Raw genomic sequence first — 24411 nt, 5'->3', positions numbered from 1 at the left:
AATTCCTTGGACTTGAAACATTTAATTAATCATTAAGTATAAGAAAGCTTTATACGTTACTTAACAATAAGTTTAACTAAACAAATATCATCTTTTTGATTACTCTCATTACATTCAGGAATAATTTGCTCTACAAGTGCTGCTGGTTCTAAATCCTTTTCTTTACTCATTAAATTTATAAGCTTGTCCATTGGAATCTCTGCACCATCTGCAATAGAGTCAGTTAATCCATCTGTATATAATATGATCTCCATACTGTTTTCATAATGTAATAATCCTTTGTTAACGTTCAAAGAATTGAATAATCCAATTGCTCCGCAGCAGTGTTCAAGTAATTCAATTCTGTCATCTACAAATACAACACCAGGAGGGTGACCTGCATTGACGTATTCTACAGTTTTTTCCTTAGTATCTACGACCATATATATAGCTGTAAAATAGTAATTTATTAATTCATCTTTCATATGTAACTGATTCATATAACGATTGAGCTCGTGTATAACTTGCTCCATGTCAGAGATACGAGTAATGGTATCTTTTAATATAGATGAGATGTACATACATACTAAAGATGCGGAAATACCATGACCCATCATATCTAATAGTATGATTCCATAGCGATGATTATCAATGCGATACCATCCATAGAAATCTCCTGCAAGTTCAGAAGACGGCTGATAGACTGCGCTAATTTCAATGTTTTCATCGTTGATTGCTTTACTTAGCACACTTAGTTGCACTTGTTTAGCAAGTTCAAGTTTATTCTTCATACGTTGATCCCGTTCTTTATGCCAATCTATTTCTTTCTTGAGTCGTAAAGCAGAACGAATCCGAGCCAATAGTTCCATCTTATTAATCGGTTTCATGACGTAATCGCTAGCACCGGCATCTAATGCTTCAGCCATTTTGTTAGAATCTCCTACTGCAGTTACGAAGATGATAGGAATATCTTTTAAACGTTCATCTTGCTGCAGTGTTCTACATGCTTCTATTCCATCAATATCTGGCATCATCAAATCCAGAAGAATGAGTTCGGCTTCTCTTTCTTTCACAATGGTAGAATGAACGCCTAATATATGAAATAATTCTTTAGCGGAGGAGGCAATTTTCAAATCCGTATAACCAGCTTTGTTCAATATTGTCTTTATAATGAGTTGATTGGTAGTATTGTCGTCAACAATTATGATGCTCATCGATAAACCTCCTTCATTAAAATATCAATCTTACTATACCATACTCGAAAGACCTACCCTTATGAGTAGGTCTTTCGATTCATTTAGAAAAAGATCAATATGAGCATTAATAATAAGTGTAATAGTAGACAGAAGGGTCAAAATCTTCCCCTATATATTCTTTACCGCTCCAAGCAATAACTAGAACTTTATCACGGTCCATCTCAGTTTCTAAGCGTTCAGAATCGGCTTTGGAAATACCAAGTGACCGCATTTTGGCACGTAGCTCATCTCCAGTAGAACGGAACATATTGGCGATGGTAGTACCAAAACCTTCTTCAGCCATCCCAATTGTTGTTGCATCTGTTTTCTCGACAATACGTGAAGTTCTGTCTTTATCGTGTGTGAGTACAAATATATTATCATTTAAGTACCCCTCACGTTGAAATATATTCACTTGGTCCTGGACTTCAGTAATACTGTTCACGATACGTACCTTTGTAGTTGCAAGATTAATTAAATTTTCCATTGTAATTCCTCCTTAAATTTGGTGAATATAAGATTTTGCTATGACTGAAAGTCAAGTTACATCGTTCGTCTTCTACCTAGAATAAGTGAAGCAATAAATAGTACGACGAAAATGATGAATAATACTTTAGCTATACTTGCCAGTGTAGATGCAATTCCAAGGAATCCAAAAATCGCGGCGACAATTGCTAAAAAGAAAAACATTAAAGTCCATCCTAACATAAGAATCACCTTTCTTTCTTGGCTTTTGAAGCATGATATGTAATAACCAATATATCTGGTATTGAAACATTTTTTCATGAATTAATAACGAAAATATAATAACTATACCCGCATATTAATGAAGGAATAATAATTTAAATTAGCAAATGTTTCAAAAAGAGCTGAAATAGTTTAATAGAATATAGAGCTGAAACTAAATTTGTAAAGGTAGGTGTTCTACGATGAATAAGCACAAGGTAAGCGTCAACGGTATCGATATGGTCTATGAAGAATGCGGGGAGAGTAGCGGGATAGCGGTAATACTACTACATGGTTTCTGTGGATCTTCTCAATACTGGCATAAAGTTTGCCCACTGTTAAGTAAAAAGTATCGTATTATCATGCCACAATTACGTGGTCATGGTGGCACGTCTACTCCTAATGGCGTTTACTCAATGGAAGCTATGGCTGATGATATATATAAATTAATGGAGCAATTAGAAATCGATAAAGTTGTGATGTTTGGCCACTCCTTAGGTGGATATGTAACGCTTGCTTTTGCAGATAAATATGGGGACAAGCTATTGGGTCTCGGATTGATCCATTCTACTGCACTGCCAGATACAGAAGAAGTGAAAGATAAGCGACGTCAAGATATTGATGATATTTCTGATAATGGCATAAATCATTACGTTAAGAAACTTATTCCAAAGTTATTTATGGATTCTAAACTTGGAAAAATGCAAGGGGAAGTGTATGACATCATAACTGTTGGATTAGAAATGACAGCAACAGGTGCTATTCGTACACTCGAAGGAATGATGCAAAGACCTGATCGTAGCCATGTGCTGGCAAATGCGACTTATCCTATTCTTTTAGTTGCAGGAGCTGAAGATGATATTATTTCTCCACTAGATACATTTTCCATTACGGGTGAGGGCATTACAGATTCAACGTTTGGTTATCCTCATATTTTGGAGAATACATTTGAAGGTGTGGCACATATGAGTTTAGTCGAAGTACCTAATCAATTATCACGAGTGATAGCAAATTATCTGAAAATTCTCTATGAGAAGATGGAAAAACGAGCACAATAATTCAATAATAATGGAGCAGTAAAGTGAAACAGGAGGTAAGAGAAAGTGAACAAAAGTAATGAAAAAATAATTAATCAAAAGAAAAAGCAAAAGTTAAGTTATAAAGTGAATCATAGCAAGAAAATAATGTTTTTCCCAACAATGAATGATTTACTCGCGCTTTGTTTTTTGATAAATGAGAATAAAGAATTAACTGCGCGAAGTAGATAAATAGATAAAGCAGCCTTTTCATAGAGAAAAGGCTGCTTTATTATTTATCAGAAATATGATCAAAATTTTTGTGTCGTTAAATTGAACGGTATCAATTTCACTAAATTGGACAAATTAGAAGCTGGCTAGTAGACTTAATAATATGAAACAAAGTAATGTATAAGAGGTGTTTAGATTTGTATAGAAATATTGAGGATTTTATTGAGGATTGGAACGCATCATCTAATGGCACATTGAAAGTGATTAAAGCAATCACGAATGAAAAAATTGGTCAATCTATCGTAGATGGTCATAACTCTCTTGGTTGGTTAGCATGGCATTTAGTTGGCGTAACAGGCTTCTTTGGAGGTTTGGTAGGATTGAACATTCCAGCTCCGGGTCATGGAGAATCAGTACCTACTAATATAGCAGATATTGTTGCTAGATATGAGCAAGTTTCTCAAGCTGTTAGCGAACAAGCTAGTAAGTTGTCTGATGCGGAACTTATTGAAGAAATTCAAAGCTTCGCAGGTGCTACAACAAGAGGTAAATTACTTAGATCATTTATTGATCATCAAAATCATCATCGTGGTCAAATGACAGTATTGTTACGTCAAGCCGGTCTTACTGTCCCTGCAGTTATGGGTCCTACGAAGGAAATGGCTAAAGTATAATTCAATTATTATAAGTAATATATACAATACCCCCTTACAAGTGTACGAAAATGTACTTGTAAGGGGGTATTGTTATGACAAGCTATAGTTGTAACATTAATTAAATGTTAACTTCTATTATTGATTATTAGCTTTTTTGATAAATAGCGATAAGACTAATCCGATACAAGCAAGAATTAATCCGAAAATAAAGGCATCTTGGACACCAGCGGTTAAACCAGCAGCATTGGCTAATTGGTCAGAAGGATCTGTAACATCTTTCATATAACTATCTTTAGATGCTGACATAATCGTCATTGCAATAGCAGTACCAACAGCTCCTGATACTTGCTGTAATGTATTCATAATCGCTGTTCCGTCTGGATATAAGTTTTTCGGCAGCTGATTAAGACCATTAGTTTGTGCTGGCATCATTACCATAGAAATACCGATCATTAGAAACACATGCATGAGAATTACTACAATGATGGATGTTTCTGTAGAAAGATTAGCTAGACAGAATAACATCACAATCATAATGATAAATCCAGGGATTACAAGTCCTCTAGGACCATATTTATCAAATATACGGCCAGTGATGGGTGACATTAATCCATTAAATACACCACCAGGTAGAAGGACAAGACCAGCAGAAAAGGCAGCTAGTAGTAGACCAGTTTGCAAATACATTGGCAATAAAATTGCGGACGACATAATGATCATGAAAGTTAAGAAAACAGCTAATAATCCTAGAGTAAACATAGGGTATTTAAATACTCTTAAATCAATCATTGGCTTCTTCATTTTGAGTTGTCTTATTGAGAATAATAATAAGGACACTAGACCAATAATAATTGTAGCAATGACGGTCATACTTCCCCAACCATCTTCGCCAGCACTACTAAAACCATACACAAACCCACCAAAACCAATTGTTGAAAGCACAATGGAGAGAATATCAATTTTCGGTTTAGTAATCGTCGAGACATTTTGCATATATTTCAAACCAGATAGTAACGCTAAAACGAAAAACGGAAGTGAGATCCAAAAGATCCAATTCCAACTAAGATTTTCAATAATTAAGCCAGACATGGACGGACCAATCGCTGGAGCGAACATAATAACTAGCCCCATTAAGCCCATTGTGGCACCACGTTTGTTGATTGGATAAATTACTAAAATTGTATTGAACATTAGCGGTAATAATAAAGCTGTTCCGATTGCTTGAATAACACGAGCAATCATAAGTACAGCAAAGCTTGGTGCTAATGCTGCGACTAATGTTCCTAGAATAGAGAATAACAATGAACTAACAAATAATTGACGAGTCGTGAACCACTGTAGTAACAGCCCGGAGACAGGAACGAGTATACCTAGTGTTAACAGATAGCCAGTTGTAAGCCATTGTACTGTAGAATAACTAATTCCAAATAAGGCCGTTAGATCACCTAATGCCATGTTCAATGCTGTCTCACTGAACAATCCAATAAATCCCGCAATCAGAAATGAAATTAAAATAGGGGTTGTTCTAAAATTTTGCTGTTGTTGAACCGCACTTGCTGTCATTAATATTTCCTCCTAAAACTTTTCATAACTCCTTGAACTACTTCTCAGTAATGAAAAGTAGCTTCGTAAGCATAGACTCAAACTTTTCATAACTCCTTGAACTACTTCACAGTAATGAAAAGTAGCTTCGTAAGTATAAACTTAACTTTCATTACGAATTTAATCATTTTTCTTTAATAATAGTGGGATTTTACTAGCTATGACGCGAAGTGGTTCCCCACTGTTTGATGTTTGAGAGTAAATAATGCCACCTTCAATTAAGGCATTAATAACAATACTTAACTCCTTTGATTGTTTCTCACTATAGCCTGCCTCAAGTAGTTTTTTTGAATATAATGATTGCCAGTTTTCGAAAGCTGATTGGCATACTATTCGTATAGGCTCACAGGTTGAATAAGTTTCAGCGGCAATTGTTCCAATTGGAACTCCAAGTAAGTTATCAGATTCTGAGAAAATCTCAGACAATTGTAAGATATGAGCTTGTATCGCTTCTATTGGATCAGCAACTTCATCTAATTTAGCTTGAATATCTTTAATTACCAAAGCTCTCGTATGATTGATTGCTTCAATTGCTAATTCCTCTTTACCGTTAGGGAAATAATGATATAGTGAACCTTTCGGTACACCACTCTCATTAAGAATGTCTTTTAGACCTACACCATAATATCCACGGATTCGAAAAAGTTTGGATGCAGTTTCTATAAGGAGTTCACGAGAATTTCGCTTTTCAGTCATATTTGAATAATCCTTTCTAAAAATTATATAAACCGGTCTACTAATAATATGTGAAAATACTTTAGTTGTCAAAGGAATAATCGCCCAGTGAGTGAACTCACTGGGCGATTATTATTAAAATAAATAACTAACTAAATATTCACATACACTTTTTTGCTATATAAAAAGTCGCAGTACAAATGAAGTTTATTAGGACTATTTGAAATTTTAGGTGAAATATATATATAGATATAGATATTTCTGTTAAACTTTACTTGATGCATTACATTCTCTCTAAAATTAATTTACTTATGAAGTATTCTAATAGAAGTGCAGTAGGTTAAACCAATTAAATGGGGGGAAATATCATGCCAATTCATACTAAATTTCATATCCCTCAAGTTCGTCAATCAGCAATCTTAAGACCAGAACTGATGAAAAAGCTGGATTTGGGGAAACAGTGTAAACTTACGTTAGTTTCAGCACAAGCAGGTTATGGTAAAACAACCGCTTTAAGTGAATGGGTAAAACGTTCAAATAAAATTGTAGCTTGGATTTCACTTGATAGTCAGAATAATGAATGGATTCAATTTTGGACTTATATTTTAGCATCAATTCGAGGTAAGACTGATGAATTTAGTAAAGACTACTCCATAATACTTGAGACAAGCTCTTCAAATAACATGGAACCTCTATTAGCATTTCTCCTCAATGAACTTAATCGATTATCCCATGACTTATATATAATATTAGACGATTATCATGTCATCACATTACCAACTATTCAACAGTCGATCAATCATTTAATTGAACATCTCCCATCGCATATCCACCTATACATCGCTACACGCGCTGACAATATCCCTAAGGCTAGATTATTGGCAAAAGGTGAACTTAATCGAATATCTATGGACGACTTAAGGTTTAAATTCGAGGAAAGTTATGCTTTATTTCAAGCCGAATCGGACTTATTCCTTTCAGATGATCAGATCGTTACGTTACTTGATAAAACAGAAGGTTGGATTAGCGGTCTACAACTAGCAGTAATATCGTTGAAACAAAGTAAAGACGTCATGAAAACTATTGAACAGATCAACGGTCAACAACGTCAAATTGCAGACTATTTATTAGAAGAAGTATTTCAACATTTACCGGATTCAGTTAAAGATTTTTTGTTGGAGACAGCTATTTTGACTCAGATGAATTATTCATTGTGTGAAAAAGTAACAGGCAGAGTAGATTGTCAGGAACAAATCGAGGCATTAGAACGTCTCAATTTATTCATTATTGCAATGGATGAGCAGCGTAATTGGTATAGATATCACCATCTGCTCTCTGAATTTTTACAGCAGCAATTGCGAAGAAGAGATTTGGTTAAATGGAGAAAAGTACATAAAAATGCAGCCGAGTGGTATGAACAGCATGGCTTTGATGATATTGCTGTAGAACATTATTTGGAAGCAGAAGAGCATTTAGAAGTCGTGAGATTAATAGAAAAGAATCTTGATTCACTCGTACAGTTCAAAAGTGTCTTTTTAATAAGATGGGTAACAGCATTACCTGAAAATTGTTTTTCAAATAAGCCGTTAACAGAATTGTTCTATATCTCAGTGCTTCTTGGTGTAGGTGAATGGCATACAGCTTTTCTAAGAATTCAACAAGCTGAAAAATCTTTCGAAGCTCTACAAGGTAGTATAAGTGATGCTGCTTGGAATCAAGCCATGGGAAATGTTTACTTCTTCTGCGCGATTAGTACATATCTTCAGAAAGATTTAGAGAAAACATCTGCATATTTTGAACTTGTTGAACAATATATGTCAGAAGGCAGTGTTTTTCTAACGATGGGAAGGAATAGATATCAAGGTTTTGCAGATTTCGATGATCATTTGTCGCTTATTAATAATCTTAAGGAAGCAGAAAATTTTCTTGAAAAGTGGATTGCACGATGGGGAAGCAAGCGGAATTTTCCATTTGTAGGTTATCTATATGCTTCATACAGTAAGTTATTATATGAATGGAATAGGTTAGATGAAGCAGAGAGCATTGTTAATGAGGGGCTTAATCGCTCAGATATACAGCCGTTTGCAAGAATATTAAGTCCATTAGTTTTTAGCGCAGCTCGTATACAGTTAGCTAAAGGTAATAACAAAGAAGCGTCAGCGCTATTGGCTGGATTACCGAAACAGATTAATTCACCTGACTATGAAAGATTTATGCCATCGATAAGGGCGGAAGTAGTACATCATTCGATACAAGAAGAGTCATATGAACCTGTTCGCGAATGGTTGGATAATTGTGGAATATTGGTAACCGATGACGCCTCACTGTTTCATATGCCAAATCAACTAATATTTGCTAAAGCACTATTAGTTTGTGGTGATCATGAAGAAATAAAAGCGGTGCTTGAATTACTCGGAAGAATGAACGATTTACTGGAGCAACAAGGACGTCTTCGTGATCGAATTAAAGTTGTGATTTTACAAAGTATTGCACATTACCGCCTCAAAGCCGTTGATTTATCACTTGATCGACTCAATCATGCATTATTTCTTGCCGGACCTGAAGGTTACATTCGTTCATTTATAGATGAAACGATATGGATGAGAAATTTTATTCGATTATTTATTAAGAGACAAAATAGTAAGTTAGTTCACGATAAGTACGATGCATCTTTGATATATAGTAATATGATATTTGAAGCTATGCAGTTGAATTCAGATGAAGAGAATGATCTTAATTTAACCGACAAAGAAATAGAAGTATTATTGTTAATAGCAGAAGGATTATCTAATAAAGAAATTGCTTCGCGTCTATTAGTTACTGGAGAAACTGTAAAGTTTCATATTAAAAACGTATACCGTAAACTTGAAGTGAATAATCGAATTCATGCAATACAACAGGCTAAAATATATATGATCATTGATTAGTATTCTTATTGCAGTTGAATTCGTGCGGAAGGTCATGGTAAAGTATTGTTTCGATTGATTGAAAGTGTGAGATAATAGAAGTATTGATATTAGTTTTATAATGTAGAGATAAAATAATGTGATCAAGAGGAGTATTAAATTGACTAAAATAGTAGTAAAACCATTCGATCAAGACATACAAAGTATTTTGAGTGAAATGTTAGACACGTATCACGCGGGTGAATTAAGTAGGAAAGATACATCAGAACTACCCAAAGATATTCATATCATCGAGGTAGACGATGCGATGGTTGGTTATGCTGTATTCTGGGAATACAAAAGAGGCAATCAACTGATTCATAAAGCTGAAAAAGACTATTTCAATGATGATGAAAAGTATTTGGAGAGAGATTTCTATGTCGATATTAGTGATCAAGCAGATTTCATCTTTATTGAAGCGTTAGACGTTATGAAAGATTATGAAGGTAATGGATATGCCGCATTCTTTATTAACTGGTTAAAAGAGAATTATCCTAAGAAGAAACTATATGTGTACTCCTTGGATAAAACAAGAAACTTCTGGTACAAACAAGGATTTGAAACGATTGGTAGTACTGTTTGGATGACTTATAACTAGTTCCCATAGTATAAATGAGTAGTAGCACTGGGGGAGAAGAGATGAACGAAAATAAAGTGATCTATCAATCTGTGGATCAATGTATTGCCGGATTTCAGGTGACGACACAAGAAATTCTACAATCATTACGAAATATGATACAGGAAATAGCCCCAGATGCCACAGAGAAGATCAGTTATCAAATGCCAACTTTTGCATTGCATGGCAATCTAGTGCATTACGCAGCATATAAAAATCATATCGGATTTTACCCAGGTGCTAGTGGGATTAAAGCATTTGAACATAAGTTATCATTATATAAATCTGCAAAAGGTTCTGTACAGTTCCCGATTAATGAACCACTTCCATTCGAATTAATCAGTGAAATCGTGAAGTATAGAATTACTGATAATATTGCACGGTATGAAGCAAAGTTGCAAAAGAAGATTCAAAACTAGAAACTGCCAATTATATAACGAATATCAATAGATGCAGCTATTCCACTATAGGGGGAAACTGCATCTTTTTTTGATATACGTTGAAATTTTTATTGAAAATCATCGTAGTCAAATAACGAAAATAAGTATATATTAAAAGTTAGAAAGTGGAAAATACATAAATAAAAAGAAAAAGTTATGCATGCTGAATTTTGAAAACATGATCTGCATATTGTCCTCATAAATTTATGAAGAGATGCAAATGCTAAGCATATTCATGTGAGGCTGCAACAGTTATTGTAGGAGGGTTTATGAAAAAAGAAGGACTATTACGACAAGGTAACAAATCAGCATTAATAGCAGCAATTGTGAACACGATCATCTCTATTCTTAAAGGTATCGCATTCGCGCTTACAGGAAATGTAGCGATGTTTGCAGAAACGATGCATTCACTTGGAGATGCAGCGAATCAATTTTTCGTATACCTTGGTAGCGCGCTAAGTAAGAAAATGCCGACTGATCGTTATCCGAATGGGTTCGGACGCTTAGTTAACTTAGTATTACTTGGAGCGGTTCTTATTGTTGGAATTATGAGTTATGAAACGATTAAAGAAGGATATCATCATATTCTTCATCCAGTAGGTTCTACAGGCAAATCAATTATTATTAATCTGGTAGTATTGGTAATAGCAGTAGCCTTAGAATCATTTGTACTGTTTAAGGCGATGAAAGAAGTTTTACATGAAGTGAACGTAAAAGCAAAAGGTTTTTCTATATTGTCCAAAAGCTTTGCAAATCTTGGTCGTTCCAAACCAGCAACTAAGCTGGTATTTATGGAGGATTTAGTTGCGACTGCCGGTGGTGTTATTGCTATAATCAGTATTTTGCTGTCTTACTTTGCAGGATGGCATGCAGCTGAAGGTGTGGCTTCTATGGTCATTGGTATTATGATGTTCTATGTGGTAGGTAAAGTGTTCTTAGATAATGCAAAAGGTGTACTTAGTGAAGCTGATGATGAGATGGAAAATGTTATCGCTGCATATATCTACACAAATCCAGAAATTAAAGATATACGTGCTTTATTTGCTATGAAGGAAGGCGAAGATTATCATATTGAGATGAAACTTGAAATAGATACTTCAATTTCTGTTGCAGAAGCTATTGCGATTAAAAAGCGCATTGAAGATAAATTACATGCAATGAATGGTGTGACTGACGTTATTATTGAGTTTGAAGAGGACGATGGTGTGGTGTCATGGGTACATCCTGTGACAGTAAAATAACACTTTAATAAATCGAATGATACAAGGACACCTACACGTTAAACTAAGCTTTAGTCAGAAGAGGTAAATCATAAAGGGGTAATTACTGGATTCAGTAATTACTCCTTTATTTTATTCTGTTTATTTTGCATACAATAACTTCAAAATTAGAACTTTGTAATACTGAGACGATCACACTATAATGTGAGATAGTACAGTTTAATACGGTTTTATTATGAGGAGGATGGTCAAGCATGGCTTACGAGCAGAAGACAAAACAGACTGATAATAGTGTTATTGAATTCATTGAAAGTGTAGAAAGCATATCAAAGAAAGAGGATGCTTATCGCTTACTCGATATATTTAGTGAAGTGACAGGATATGAAGCAAAATTATGGGGGCCAACCATTATTGGTTTTGGCGTTTATCACTATACTTACGCGACGGGACATTCTGGGTCAGCACCGCTAGTTGGTTTTTCTCCACGCAAAGCAAAAATTAGTCTCTACTTTACAACCGAAGAATCAGTAAGAAATGAACTTCTACAACAGTTTGGGAAACATAGCTCAGGAAAAGGTTGTGTTTATATAAATAAAGTATCAGATATTCACATAGAGGTGCTACAACAATTCATTCAAGAATCGGTTGATTTTCTACAAAAAACATATCCCCAGCCATAACCTATAAGGGATGCTAGAGAAGGAGCGATAACGTTATTCGATACTTCTCTGGCATCCTTTTCTTCAGTTAATGAGGCGACTATAAAGCATCTAAACTTAAGTAAATCATCAAGGGAAGAGACTAATTGTTACATCGTTCCGCAATGGTCGACACGTTTAATACAAGCTTGCATATAACATTATTATAGCAATTTGCAATTGTTTCACTCTTTGCTTTCTTTGGTTGTAAACCTAATAATCTATCGTGATTAGCAGGTATTACAGAGATGGGAGGTCATATTTATGAGGGTAAAAAGAAGTAGAAGACGTACAAAATATATATTGAAAGTATGGCATCTTCGTCAAGAACAAGCGACAGCTTCAAGATTCAAAATGATTAGTTTAATTGTACTTACGTCTGCGTTAATGCTTCCAACTTCATTATATGGAACAATCCAATCTCATATCATGCAAATAATTAATGTTGATGATGATATTGATTCGTTAGTAAATGCTGTTGGAGTACTTGATGTTTCTATATTGACTAGTGGGAGTCTAATAGCAAATCATCAGCCTTCTGGGAGCAAAGAGCAAATAAAGTTAAACTATACAGGGACAGGCACGGTGAAATTATCGTTACTAAGTACCGCTTGGGTTATCTTTGAGATTCCACCAGAAATATCTGCAATTATGGCTGCTGAAGGGGCTGGATTTGCTTCTAGAGTGAGTGCTGATTATGATGTGCCGGGGCTACTTCTAACTAGAGCTAAAGGAAATGTTGCTTCGGATAAAATATTGCTGGATCCAGTTAATAATCGAATAAGTCTCAATATATATGCGATCATATCTATAAATTTACTTAATAGTAGTGATTATCACTTCAATCTGAAAATATTGCTTGATGAGCTACCTGTTGCAGTAAGTGGGAAATATCTGTTCAAAGCATCAGCTACGGATCAGATCGTACAACTAGATTTATTAAGTAATGCTCCTGCAACCACTGAGATGACAGCACCAACGCCAACCCCAACCCCAACGCCAACGCCAACCCCAACGCCAACGCCAACGCCAACCCCAACCCCAACCCCAACCCCAACACCAACCCCAACACCAACCCCAACGCCGACGCCAACGCCTACGCCAACGCCAGACCCAACCCCAACCCCAACGCCGACGCCAACGCCAGACCCAACCCCAACCCCAACGCCGACGCCAACGCCAGACCCAACCCCAACACCAACGCCAGACCCAACCCCAACGCCGACGCCAACGCCAGACCCAACACCAACCCCAACGCCAACGCCAGACCCAACACCAACCCCAACGCCAGACCCAACCCCAACGCCGACGCCAACGCCAGACCCAACACCAACACCAACACCAACGCCAGACCCAACGCCAGACCCAACACCAACCCCAACGCCGACGCCAACGCCAGACCCAACCCCAACGCCAGACCCAACCCCAACGCCGACGCCAACCCCAACGCCAGACCCAACCCCAACGCCAGATCCAACACCAACGCCAGACCCAACGCCGACGCCAACGCCAACGCCGACGCCAGACCCAACCCCGATCCCGACGCCAACGCCACACCCAACGCCAACCCCGACACCAACGCCAACGCCAGACCCAACATCGACCCCAACGTCCACGCCAACACCCGAACCAGCCATTACTCCAATCCCAACATTAGACCCAACATCAACCCCGTCGTCAACGCCCGAAATAAATCCAATCTCGCCAGAGCCAGCAACGACGACGTTTCCATCTTCTACTCCGATTTCAACTGCAACGCCATCCAACCTAGAGACTCAAGGAACGAATGGAGGGCTTCAAGTGGTAAATAATAATGAGGAAATAGTAAGTACACCGAACCAACAACAACAGGATTCATCCTCCGAATTAGGTGATATCAAGGATGTACTTACTGAAATTTTGGAAGCTTTGAATATCACTCGTACTGAGCAGCTCCCTTCTCCGACGATGTCAGATGAGCAATTGAAGGAATTAAATGCTTCTGTTAATGAAGCATTAGAACAGGCTGAGAACAGTTTGCAAACAGGAAAAGCTATTGGTACATTAGGCGCTTCAATAGGTTTACTAAATATAATTATGTATGCTTATAACAAACTAACAGGACGATCTTCTGGGGCAGGCAATATGGGGGGGGAGGCACCAACTAATTCTGGTACAGGTAGTGCACGTTCTAGTGAAAATCCATCGAGTTCAGGAGGACGTAAAGAGGATATTGATGGGGAGCAATCTAAAAATAATGATAATACAAAAACAACTCGAAGCAATTCGAATAACAAGGGGAATTCTAACAATAAGAGTTCAGACAATGAAGAAAAAGAGGAACGTTCAAATGAAAAATCAGCTAAAAAAAATAATGAATCTAATACGAAAGAGCAATCATCGGAATTATCGACTCGTGAAAGTTTCATACCGGTAGTCGGAGAACATTTTGGAACAATAACCTTCCAAGGGCATCATCTGTCAATGCAACTACTCGAAGGAACAGAACCATATCACCTACAACATGGGTTAGGGCACTATATTTCTTCTGCTTTTCCTACAGATCATGAACAAATTATATTTGCTGGTTATTATGAAGGCACAACATATCGTATTCGTGAGCTGATGATTGGGAATACATTTACTATAGAAATGCCTTACGGATCTTATCATTATCGGATTAATAAAATTGAAATGATTCATAATTCGCAATTACAAATCACCCGACTTATTGGGAAAGAAGAATTAGTTATAACGATGTCAGATGCTCATACTACTAGCCAGCGTTATATCATCTATGCAGAATCAATGGCAAAAGATAAGTCAATTGTATAATAGATCACAACATAACAAAGAGGAACCCCATCCATTTCATGAAAAATGGGTAGGGTTCCTCTTATTAATTTACTTCCGTGTCCATTTATATTGTATGTTTCAACGACTATAAATATTCCGAAGTATTATAAATAAAATTTACGAAGTTGCATTTTCGCCTTCAATTTTCGCGATAGCTTCTTTACTAACATCAACACGTTTCACAAAGAAAGTAAGAACAAAGGCAACAAGTGTAGTAAATGTTGCGATTAAGAATGTATACTGAATACCTTCAAGCATTCCCGTTTTTGTAATAAGACTCATTTGGTCGGCAGGAAGTGTAGTTGGATCAATTCCATCTAGTTGTCCTGCAATACTTTTTGTTGTATGTGAGTTCATAATACTTACGAAGATAGCTGTTCCAATTGCCCCAGCTACTTGTTGAATCGTATTATTTACAGCAGTACCATGTGGATTCAGACGTGTTGGTAATTGATTCAAACCATTGGTCATAATCGGCATCATTACCATTGAAATACCAAGCATACGTACAGAGTAAACCAAAATAATGTGTAGATTTGATGTATCAAGTTCAAAGAATGTCATTTGATATGTTGCAATAGCTGTAATACCAATACCGATTATACCAAGAATACGTGGACCAAATTTATCAAATAGTTTCCCGGTAATTGGAGACATTACGCCCATAACAAGCGCACCTGGTAGCATCATTAATCCAGAATCTAGAGGTGAAATTCCTTTTACTGTTTGCATATAAGCTGGCGTAAGTATCATTCCAGAGAATAAAGCAGCAGAGTTCACAACAGAGATAACATTACCTAGTGCAAACATTGGGAATTTGTACACAGATAAATTCAATAATGGTTGCTTAGATCGCAATTGTCGTATTACGAACAATATAATCAATACAGCACCTGCAGCAATTGTTGTAATAACTACAGGGTCTTTCCATCCTTCAGAACTTGAACTTACAGAACTGAATCCATAAAGCAAACCACCGAAGCCTAGTGTAGAAAGCACAACGGATAAGTAATCGAGTGTAGCTTTTTTCGTTGGCATAACATTTTGAAGCTTGAAGATGGCAAGAACCAGAGCAATAATAGAAAATGGCAAGATCATTTCGAACAGAACACGCCAATCGTAATATTCAACGATATATCCGGATAGTGTTGGTCCAAGAGCAGGGGCAGTGATCATTACAAGACCGAATACGCCCATTGCGGCACCACGCTTCTCACGCGGGAAACTAATTAACATTACGTTCATTAGTAAAGGTGACATAACAGACGAACCAGCAGCTTGAATCATGCGGCCTGTTAATAACACACCAAAGTTTGGTGCAATTGCAGCAATACCTGTACCAATTGTAAATAAAGTCATTGCGGTAATGAATAAAGCACGGTTAGTAAATCTTGTAAGTAAGAAAGCAGATACTGGAATTAGTACACCACTTACTAACATATAACCAGTTGTAAGCCATTGTACGGTAGAATAATCTGACATTCCAAAATCGACCATTATTGTTGGAAGTGCTACGTTCATTAATGAGTTATTCAGAAAAGAAACGAAAGCTCCAAAAAACAATATAGCCAGCATAAAATACGGGGGTTTCTTTAACTGTTGTAAAGGTTCACTCATCTTGTTTTTTTCTCCTATCTTTTACTTCTAAAGTTTTTAGTTTCTTAACGATTTTATATCATGAGTACAAAAAATTCAAGTTTTTTGTACTTGTAGTTCAAACTTCATGTACAACTAACAAATTTAAGGTTATACTTATAGCAATTCAGTTAACTTTGCATCTGCTTTAGAAGCTATTTTTTGTTCAGAAGCAGTCATTTTGGAAGTTAACAAAAAAATTTAGGAGGTACTACATGAATAAGCGAAAGAAAATGGTAGTCGAACATGCTCAAGCTCTTTTTCTTGAAAAGGGCATTCAAATGACGTCTATCCAAGATATTATAGAGCGCGCGGGTATTTCTAAAGGAACGTTCTATAATTATTTTTCTTCCAAATATGAATGTGTAGGTGCCATTTTACAACAAATACGAAGTGAAGCAAGTTTACTTCAAAGTGAACTACAACTAGGTAAAGATCCAAAAGATATTAATTTACTTATCGAACAGACTTCGATTATTATTCGTATTAATGAAAAACGTGGTTTAAGTGCACTGTTTGAAGAACTACTTCATTCAGGTGATACTGATTTGAAAAAGCTTGTCCTTAATTTCAAAATGGCTGAATTAGAATGGTTAGCAAATCGACTAGTTGAAATATTTGGAGAAGGATTAAGACCCCATGCATTTGAAGCAGCGGTTATTTGCAACGGGATGCAGCAACACTTATTATTCACTGGGAAATTCATCAATCAACGTGGATTAAATGTAAAGACAGTTGCTGTATCAGTATACCAATATATGCAGATTATTATTAATTGCTTAATAAATGAAAATACTGCTGTGTTAGATACTGAAAAATTAGTATTGTTGAAAGTGTCGTTGAACCAGGATAAAATTAAGCGAGAAGAAATATTATCACTATATGATGATTTGATACAAAATTTTAAGTTAACTAAACCGCAACTGGATTTAGCTACTTCCTTACGATATGAAATTGAGCAAGAACCATTACGAGACGCAGTGATAAATGCGTTGTTACAACCTTTTCTTGATTCCTTCAAAGGAAGTGTCTTATATAATCAGGCAAGGGAAATAATGAGTGAAACTTGGCATTTTCAAAAACAATAAGCAATTAATGAGACCCGATATAGATGTGAAATACAAAAAAGCATTCTGTGCATCGCCGTGCAATTGCCCGACGATACGCAGAATGCTTTTTTGTATTGGTTAATCGTTTTTAACTCTATACCAGTAAGGATATTGTTCACGATAACCTAATTTCTCATATAGATGACGAGCGGATGGATTTTCTGATAGCACTTGTATATAGCTAGTATGTGCACCATTTTGCATACCTACGTTCAATAGTTCTGTTATGAGTGCTCTAGCTATGCCTTTATTACGATGTTGCTCAGCGGTAATGATGTTATACAAGCTAATATATTGATTATCTATGACAGCTAATCCAACTGCTAAGACTTCATTGTTTGAGCTACAACTACAACATACAATCTCTCCTTGTATAGCTACCATCATATCAATGATAGTGGGAATTAACTGTTCAGATGTTCCGCTAAGCTTACAGTACTGCTCGATCCACTTAATTGAGATATGGTGGAGCAAAGTGAATTTCACTTCATCAGTCTGTTGAAGTGATGACATAGTAACTGGATGAAATTTCTCTAATGGCATAGTCATTACTAAGGATACATCTTGCTTGATATAATTAAGCTGATCCAACAATCCATCAAGCGAAGGTTCCGAAAAAGGAGTTAGCTTGAATATGGTAGGTTGCTCTATAGCGTCATAGTATTGTTCACAGCGTGCAATTTTTTCTATTATGTTCTCGTTAGAGCCAAGTAATGTACTGACACAGTTTGCTCGCTTCGTAAATCCATTAGCTGTACGTAGTTTCCAACCATCTATTTCTTTCGTTTGTAATGCTGGCCAATGATTAAGGCTCAACGCTTCGATGTGTTCTAACTGTGAAATCATTAAAAGTCACTCTCCTTCTACATATGAATAATAATACAACATAATGTATAAATACTCAATAGGTAACATAAATATACACCCTTACATAATAAGGATGTATATTTATAGTGGATTTCGCTTTAGCTATGAACTTTTATTTATATATGAAAATTTATGATTTTAGGTGTTCTCGAACGATAGGGATTACCTTAGTTGCTAGTAGTTCAAGACTTGTTGCAACTAGATCGAAAGGTAATCCTCCGATATCTAATTGCGCCATAAATCTAGTATGGCCAAATAATTCATGCTGATATAATATCTTGTCAGCAATTTGTTCTGGACTACCAACAAAGAGGGACGCTTGTAATGTGGTCATCTCTTCATATTGCTCTCTTGTATAAATTTTGTCTTTACCAAGCTGCGCGTTAACATAATTTTTATAATTCGCGTAGTAAGGGAAATATTGTTCTTTCGCTTGCTCTCCATTTGCAGCGATGAAAGTATGTCCTGTCACAGCAATTCGCATCTCATCTATAGATTTTCCTAGTTTCAATGACGTCTGACGATAGGCATCCACAAGTGGTTGGAATGTAGTGACCTCTCCTCCAAGAATAGCAAGCGTCATGCCATAACCATATTTTGCAGCACGCTCTGCACTAGAGATACTACCCCCAACTCCAATCCATAAAGGTATTTCAGATTGTATGGGACGAGGCGCAATCTCAGCATCATGTAGTGAAGGGCGGAATTGACCTTCCCAATCTATACGCTCATTCTTATTTAGTAGAAGAAACAATTTTGTATTCTCTTCAAATAGATCATCATAATCATTGGTATTATAACCGAAAAGCGGAAATGATTCGAAAAATGCTCCCCGACCTGCGATAATCTCTGCTCTGCCATTAGAGATCAAATCGAGAGTGGCATAATCCTCAAATAAACGAACAGGGTCAATTGTGCTAATAACCGTTGTAGCACTAGTTAAGCGAATTCGCTTCGTTGCTTGAGCAATTGCCCCAAGAGTAACCGCAGTCGATGATATTGCATAATCAAGTCGATGATGCTCACCTATACCAAAAACATCTAATCCTAGCTCGTCCGCTAATTGTGCCAACTTAACAATATCTGCAACTCTTTCTCTAGCACTAATCATTTCACCGGTATGTGGATTTTGACCTAGATCTGCTAATGTATAAATGCCAAATTCAAATGGTTGTTGTGTCATTATGTACCTCCGTCTTCGCTTGCATTACTCTTATTTATGAAAACATAAGTAAGAATAAGAATCAACTTATCAATATAATTTAATGTATTGGACATACGTTCAGTTTTTATTCAACATATGCCGATACAATAAGAATACCTCATATATAAAGGAGCTGAGTTATTCATGGATGGCATCGTTAAGCTGAAAGTTTCAGATCAACAATTGAATCATGCATTGCAACAAGTATATGGATGTGATGCAGTAGCTATTACTGAGTTAACAGACGGATGGGCAAACTCAGCATACGAGGTGCTAATGCAAGATGGGAAATCTTATATTGTGAAAGTTTCGCCTGCTCAATCGACGAAACTTATGCGATATGAATATGAGATGATGAAGACAGAAGTGGAAGTGCTTAATTTATTGCAGCAAGTAAATGGTATTCCAATCCCAAAAGTTATCACTTACGATCGATCAAGACATTTACTGCGAGGCGAATTTTTCATTATGGAGAAGTTGCTAGGTCAGCCATACAATAAAGTAAAAGATCAATTATCTTCAGAAGAAAGACACGCTATTGAATTTGAACTAGGACAATACAATGCAGCTATGAATGAAGTGAAAGGTACTTCTTTCGGTTATTTCAACGGAAGAAAGAATGAACAGATTTCGTGGCGTGATGCATTTTTACTTATGATTAATGGGGTATTAGATGATGGAGAAGATGTAAACTTACCGCTCCCCATGACTTATGATGAATTGCGTCAACTTCTGAATAAGCGAAGCTACTGTTTAAGTGAAGTAACTACGCCATCACTCGTTCATTGGGATCTTTGGGATGGAAACTTTTTTGTTGAACATGGAAAGATTACAGGAATTATAGATTTTGAGCGTGCACTTTGGGGTGATCCATTAATCGAGCATTACTTTAGTAATAAGGCGAATTCCAAGTCATTTGTAGAGGGATATGGCAAGTATCAGCAATTGACGCATAATGAACGTCAGCGTCTTGCTTACTATAACTTGTATCTTGATCTTATAATGTATATTGAATGTGCATTTCGTGGATATACGAACATCGATCATGTGGAGTGGGCAAAGCGAAACGTAGAAGAAGGTATTGCTACATTTATTGAACGAAGCCAATAATTATGGATGACAAAAACGCCTCCGAGTATATAATCGAGGGCGTTTCTGTCGTATGAGCATTAAATTTACATTACAGTGCTAGTAATATTTCTTGAGCAACACGACTTAAAGAAACTTGTTTCTCTACGGCTCCAATATCAACTGCCGCTTTTGGCATCCCATACACGATTGAACTTTCCTCATCTTGTGCCAAAGTTTGTGCCCCTGCTAGACGCATTTGTAGTAAACCTTCCGCTCCATCACGGCCCATTCCAGTTAACAATATTCCAATCGCGTGGGCTCCCATCGTTTCTGCAACAGAATGGAATAGCACGTCGACTGATGGTGTATGACCATTGACTTTTTCTCCGAGACGGCAATCTACAAAAAAATGCTGTTGATGCTTTTTAAGTCGCATATGCTTATCGCCAGGTGCAACGAGTGCTAATCCTGGTCGTAATCGATCACCATGCACAGCTTCTTTCACTTGCATCGGTGATGCATCATTTAATCGTTCAGCAAACATACGAGAGAAGCCATGCGGAATATGCTGTACGATTAGAATTGGCGGGCAATTACTTGGAAGATTACTAAGAACATGATGAATAGCTTCTGTTCCACCTGTCGATGCACCAATGACTATGAGTCTTCCCTTCATATCTCTCGGGGCTGAATCTTGATTGTGAAGATTTCCCCCAGGATATTGTACTCTACCAAGATTAATAACTAGTATTAGAAGTTCTTTAATAAACTTGGCTACTTCGCTGTTCGTAATTGATTTGGGTTTTGCTAGAAAAGCCGAAGCGCCTGCACGTAATGATAGATCCTTGAGATCATGAAGGGCGGATAAAGTAATCGTTGGGATATTCATAGGTCGTACATGATTTTTTATGAATTCAATCCCGTTCATACCTGGCATTTCTATATCACTTACAATAACGTTAGGTTTATACTGTTGGATCTTTGCGATGGCATCATATGGATCGGATGCTGTTGGTAATATATGAATTAATGGTTCATGTGATAAACCTCTTGCCAAAGCTTCTCGAAACACGATAGAGTCGTCTACGATTAGTAAACGGATTGGTGTATTCATACAATAACCCTTCCTATGATTATACTTTTCGGTAAATTGATGGCTGTACATATTTAAATCCGAACAGATTGCGATCTATAGATTCTGAATGTCCGAGAAATAAATAGCCACCAGGCTCTGTTGCTTCATAAAATTGTTGGATGAGCCTGTCCTTAGTAGGGTTATCAAAGTAGATCATGACATTGCGGCAAAAAATGGCGTGAAACTTCTTCTTAAAAGGAAGACTTGGTGCCATAAGATTGAATCTTCGAAAAAGGATTTCTTCCTTAATTAGTGGTAGCATCTCGTATTGCTGATCAGGCAATTTACTTAAATATTTGGATCGCCATAATGGAGGTAATGATTCAATAGCGTCGGAGCTATAAATACCTGTCACAGCTTTTTCCAAAGCCTGAGTTGAAATATCTGTAGCTAGGAGCTTCTTATCCCAATTTGGCGTTTGAGCGCCATAGAAATCTTCAAGGATCATTGCTAGAGTATAGGCTTCTTCACCAGAGGAGCATCCTGCGCACCATATACGAACATCTCGATTACATTGCTGAGGCGAAATCTGTGGAAGACAATGATCTCGCAGGAAAAAGAAATGATCAGCTTCTCGCATATAAAAGGTATGATTCGTCGAAATATGATTAATTAGGGATTTTGCAGCGTTCCCTGTACGATCAGTTACAAGATAATAGTAATAATCTGAAAAACTTTTCATCCCAAGCTTGTATAAAACTTGTTGCAAGCGGCCTACTAGTAATGTTTTCTTCTCATCTTTCAGGTGAATACCATAATGAGAATGAATATATTGAGCAAGTTGTTGGAATTCTTGTTCGCTTATATTGAGAGTCATCAATATTTCCCAAACTCCTTATCGCTAATACTAATAGGTGCTATAGTAGCTGTCGTATTGGCGAATGCTTGATCTAATTGAGACGCGTTAGATTGAAAGTTATAATTTTGATACGATGCATTGTAATTATAGTTATTCACATCACGAGTTTTGAATCTGCTTATTTGTTCTTTCATCATATTAGCTTGTCCACTAAGCTCTTCACTTGCAGCAGCACTTTCTTCAGATGTTGCCGAATTCGTCTGAATGACTTGAGAGACTTGGAATAATCCTTGGTTGATTTGCGAAATTCCCGAAGCTTGGTCACTAGATGCTTCTGTAATATCTTCGACTAGCTCAGCAACGCGTGTAATATCTTCTACAATGTGATTCAAAGCACTAGCGGTATCATTAGCAATTTTGGTACCATTCGTTACTTTTTGAATAGATCCTTCAATCATCTCCGTTGTTTCTTTGGCAGCATTGGCTGAACGTGCAGCTAGATTACGAACTTCTTCCGCAACAACCGCAAACCCTTTACCATGTTGACCAGCTCGAGCGGCTTCTACAGCTGCATTAAGTGCAAGAATATTCGTCTGGAAAGCAATCTCATCTATAACTTTAATAATTTTTGAGATATTAGTAGATGATGCATTAATATCGTCCATAGCTACGAGCATTTCTTGCATACGATCGTTTCCTTGTAATGCGTTTTTCTTAGATTGCTGTGTTAATTGATTAGCTTCAAGTGCATTAGTAGCATTAGAATTAATTTTACTAGAAACTTCCTCTAACGAAACAGTAAGTTGTTCAACAGAACTTGCTTGTTCTGTAGCTCCTTGAGATAGTAGCACACTAGATTCAGACATCTGCTTTGCACCTGTAGCTACTTGATCGGACGCCGAACGGATATTGTTCATTACATCATTCAAGTTATTAATCATTTTTTGGAAAGCAACAGCTAGTTGACCAATTTCATCCTTGGAATTTATGCTTACTTCAACGTTTAGATTGCCATCTGCAATTTCATTGGCAGTTTCAACAAGTCGATTAACTGGACGACTAATATTACGAGAAATGAATAGCCCAAGTAGAATTGCTAATAACACAGCAATAATGATAATGACTACTAACGTAATAATCGTTATTTTAGCTTGTTCAGAAAGATCGGTCATCTTTACTAAGGCTGACGCCTGTTTGTCTTTGAACGAACCAGTAATAAGGTCATCCATTTTAGTAGAAAGATCACTGGAATCACTCATGATTAATGTTGCCTTTTCAATGTTCCCGTCTTTTGCTTCTGCAATGACTTCATTTCGCGTTAATCGATATTCAGCTAAAGTGGTTTTCATCAACTCAAAGCTTTCTTCATCATCGGTAGAAGCTATTGTCGCGGCAATTGACTTTATAGCCGCGTCATTTTCAGCATCATTTTGTTCTATTTGATCACTATATTTTTGTTGCTCAGTAGTATCAGTAGTCATCATAATACTACGAACGAGCGATCGGTTATTTTGAAAATTAATTCCGATTGTGCCATATTCACCGACTGGATATGCATCAGTTGTGTACATCTCGATATAACCTTGATTAATTTTATTTAAATTCACTGCGGATACCATGCCAATTATACCTGCAATAATTGCGACCAATACGAATGATGTAATTAACTTGTTTCCGATTTTCATATTGTTGAACCAATTCATATGTAATTCCTCCA

22 protein-coding genes are annotated in these 24411 nt (G+C 36.7%); 11 read left to right on the top strand and 11 right to left on the bottom strand.

The window, feature by feature from the left end:
* Window positions 1–56 precede the first annotated feature (56 nt).
* From NV377_RS20330 to NV377_RS20320, 3 genes are all read right to left on the bottom strand, one after another.
* Window positions 57–1193, bottom strand: coding sequence for a SpoIIE family protein phosphatase (locus tag NV377_RS20330; protein ID WP_258202630.1), 1137 nt, complete (start codon window positions 1191–1193; stop codon window positions 57–59).
* 106 nt (window positions 1194–1299) lie between these two features.
* Window positions 1300–1701, bottom strand: coding sequence for a YflT domain-containing protein (locus NV377_RS20325; protein ID WP_258202629.1), 402 nt, complete (start codon window positions 1699–1701; stop codon window positions 1300–1302).
* Between the two features lie 56 nt (window positions 1702–1757).
* Window positions 1758–1922, bottom strand: coding sequence for a DUF1328 domain-containing protein (locus tag NV377_RS20320; RefSeq protein WP_258202628.1), 165 nt, complete (start codon window positions 1920–1922; stop codon window positions 1758–1760).
* Between the two features lie 221 nt (window positions 1923–2143).
* Between NV377_RS20320 and NV377_RS20315 the strand changes: the two genes are divergently transcribed.
* The 3 genes from NV377_RS20315 (at window position 2144) to NV377_RS20305 (ending at window position 3861) form a co-directional block, all read left to right on the top strand.
* Window positions 2144–2998: an alpha/beta fold hydrolase gene (locus NV377_RS20315; protein ID WP_258202627.1), complete on the top strand. Its 855-nt coding sequence runs from the start codon at window positions 2144–2146 to the stop codon at window positions 2996–2998.
* Between the two features lie 45 nt (window positions 2999–3043).
* Window positions 3044–3208 carry a hypothetical protein gene (locus NV377_RS20310; protein WP_258202626.1) on the top strand — a complete coding sequence of 55 codons (165 nt, stop codon included), beginning with the start codon at window positions 3044–3046 and terminating at the stop codon, window positions 3206–3208.
* A 176-nt stretch (window positions 3209–3384) separates the two neighbouring features.
* On the top strand, window positions 3385–3861 hold the full coding sequence (locus NV377_RS20305; RefSeq protein ID WP_258202625.1) for a DinB family protein: 477 nt from the start codon (window positions 3385–3387) through the stop codon (window positions 3859–3861).
* Between the two features lie 117 nt (window positions 3862–3978).
* Here the strand turns inward: NV377_RS20305 and NV377_RS20300 are convergent, their stop codons facing one another.
* Window positions 3979–5406, bottom strand: a complete 1428-nt coding sequence (locus tag NV377_RS20300) for a DHA2 family efflux MFS transporter permease subunit (RefSeq protein WP_258202624.1) — start codon at window positions 5404–5406, stop codon at window positions 3979–3981.
* A gap of 159 nt (window positions 5407–5565) precedes the next feature.
* Window positions 5566–6141, bottom strand: coding sequence for a TetR/AcrR family transcriptional regulator (locus NV377_RS20295; protein WP_258202623.1), 576 nt, complete (start codon window positions 6139–6141; stop codon window positions 5566–5568).
* Between the two features lie 347 nt (window positions 6142–6488).
* Here NV377_RS20295 and NV377_RS20290 point away from each other — a divergent pair, with 347 nt between their 5' ends.
* From NV377_RS20290 to NV377_RS25820, 6 genes are all read left to right on the top strand, one after another.
* Complete coding sequence (locus tag NV377_RS20290) at window positions 6489–9047, top strand: winged helix-turn-helix domain-containing protein (protein WP_258202622.1); 2559 nt, start codon at window positions 6489–6491, stop codon at window positions 9045–9047.
* 139 nt (window positions 9048–9186) lie between these two features.
* Window positions 9187–9663, top strand: coding sequence for a GNAT family protein (locus tag NV377_RS20285; RefSeq protein ID WP_258202621.1), 477 nt, complete (start codon window positions 9187–9189; stop codon window positions 9661–9663).
* Between the two features lie 41 nt (window positions 9664–9704).
* Entirely contained in the window at window positions 9705–10100 is a 396-nt protein-coding gene (locus NV377_RS20280; RefSeq protein ID WP_258202620.1) for an iron chaperone, read from the top strand.
* A 290-nt stretch (window positions 10101–10390) separates the two neighbouring features.
* Window positions 10391–11362, top strand: a complete 972-nt coding sequence (locus NV377_RS20275; RefSeq protein ID WP_258202619.1) for a cation diffusion facilitator family transporter — start codon at window positions 10391–10393, stop codon at window positions 11360–11362.
* Between the two features lie 233 nt (window positions 11363–11595).
* On the top strand, window positions 11596–12021 hold the full coding sequence (locus NV377_RS20270) for a DUF1801 domain-containing protein (RefSeq protein WP_258202618.1): 426 nt from the start codon (window positions 11596–11598) through the stop codon (window positions 12019–12021).
* Between the two features lie 282 nt (window positions 12022–12303).
* The gene (locus NV377_RS25820) at window positions 12304–14853 is read left to right on the top strand and encodes a sortase domain-containing protein (RefSeq protein WP_308860189.1); all 2550 of its coding nucleotides are present in this window, start codon (window positions 12304–12306) and stop codon (window positions 14851–14853) included.
* A 138-nt stretch (window positions 14854–14991) separates the two neighbouring features.
* Here NV377_RS25820 and NV377_RS20255 read toward each other — a convergent pair whose 3' ends face one another.
* Entirely contained in the window at window positions 14992–16491 is a 1500-nt protein-coding gene (locus NV377_RS20255; RefSeq protein ID WP_258202616.1) for a DHA2 family efflux MFS transporter permease subunit, read from the bottom strand.
* Window positions 16492–16724: 233 nt separating this feature from the next.
* Here NV377_RS20255 and NV377_RS20250 point away from each other — a divergent pair, with 233 nt between their 5' ends.
* Window positions 16725–17597 carry a TetR/AcrR family transcriptional regulator gene (locus NV377_RS20250; RefSeq protein ID WP_258202615.1) on the top strand — a complete coding sequence of 291 codons (873 nt, stop codon included), beginning with the start codon at window positions 16725–16727 and terminating at the stop codon, window positions 17595–17597.
* A gap of 99 nt (window positions 17598–17696) precedes the next feature.
* On the opposite strand, the gene NV377_RS20245 is transcribed toward NV377_RS20250, so the two are convergent.
* Both NV377_RS20245 and NV377_RS20240 read right to left on the bottom strand, forming a co-directional pair.
* Window positions 17697–18464, bottom strand: a complete 768-nt coding sequence (locus NV377_RS20245; protein WP_258202614.1) for a GNAT family N-acetyltransferase — start codon at window positions 18462–18464, stop codon at window positions 17697–17699.
* A 151-nt stretch (window positions 18465–18615) separates the two neighbouring features.
* The gene (locus NV377_RS20240) at window positions 18616–19668 is read right to left on the bottom strand and encodes an LLM class flavin-dependent oxidoreductase (RefSeq protein ID WP_258202613.1); all 1053 of its coding nucleotides are present in this window, start codon (window positions 19666–19668) and stop codon (window positions 18616–18618) included.
* A 165-nt stretch (window positions 19669–19833) separates the two neighbouring features.
* On the opposite strand from NV377_RS20240, the gene NV377_RS20235 reads away from it, so the two are divergent.
* Window positions 19834–20799: a phosphotransferase family protein gene (locus NV377_RS20235; RefSeq protein WP_258202612.1), complete on the top strand. Its 966-nt coding sequence runs from the start codon at window positions 19834–19836 to the stop codon at window positions 20797–20799.
* 70 nt (window positions 20800–20869) lie between these two features.
* Here NV377_RS20235 and cheB read toward each other — a convergent pair whose 3' ends face one another.
* From cheB to NV377_RS20220, 3 genes are read right to left on the bottom strand one after another with little or no spacing between them, the layout of a single operon-like run.
* Complete coding sequence (gene cheB / locus NV377_RS20230) at window positions 20870–21874, bottom strand: chemotaxis-specific protein-glutamate methyltransferase CheB (RefSeq protein ID WP_258202611.1); 1005 nt, start codon at window positions 21872–21874, stop codon at window positions 20870–20872.
* 19 nt (window positions 21875–21893) lie between these two features.
* Window positions 21894–22712, bottom strand: coding sequence for a CheR family methyltransferase (locus tag NV377_RS20225; RefSeq protein WP_258202661.1), 819 nt, complete (start codon window positions 22710–22712; stop codon window positions 21894–21896).
* The gene (locus NV377_RS20220; protein WP_258202610.1) at window positions 22712–24397 is read right to left on the bottom strand and encodes a methyl-accepting chemotaxis protein; all 1686 of its coding nucleotides are present in this window, start codon (window positions 24395–24397) and stop codon (window positions 22712–22714) included. Before NV377_RS20220 ends, NV377_RS20225 begins: the two co-directional genes overlap by 1 nt.
* Window positions 24398–24411 lie beyond the last annotated feature (14 nt).

The sequence above is a fragment of the Paenibacillus endoradicis genome (genome assembly GCF_024721975.1).
This window is presented reverse-complemented; position numbering and strand designations above follow the sequence as displayed.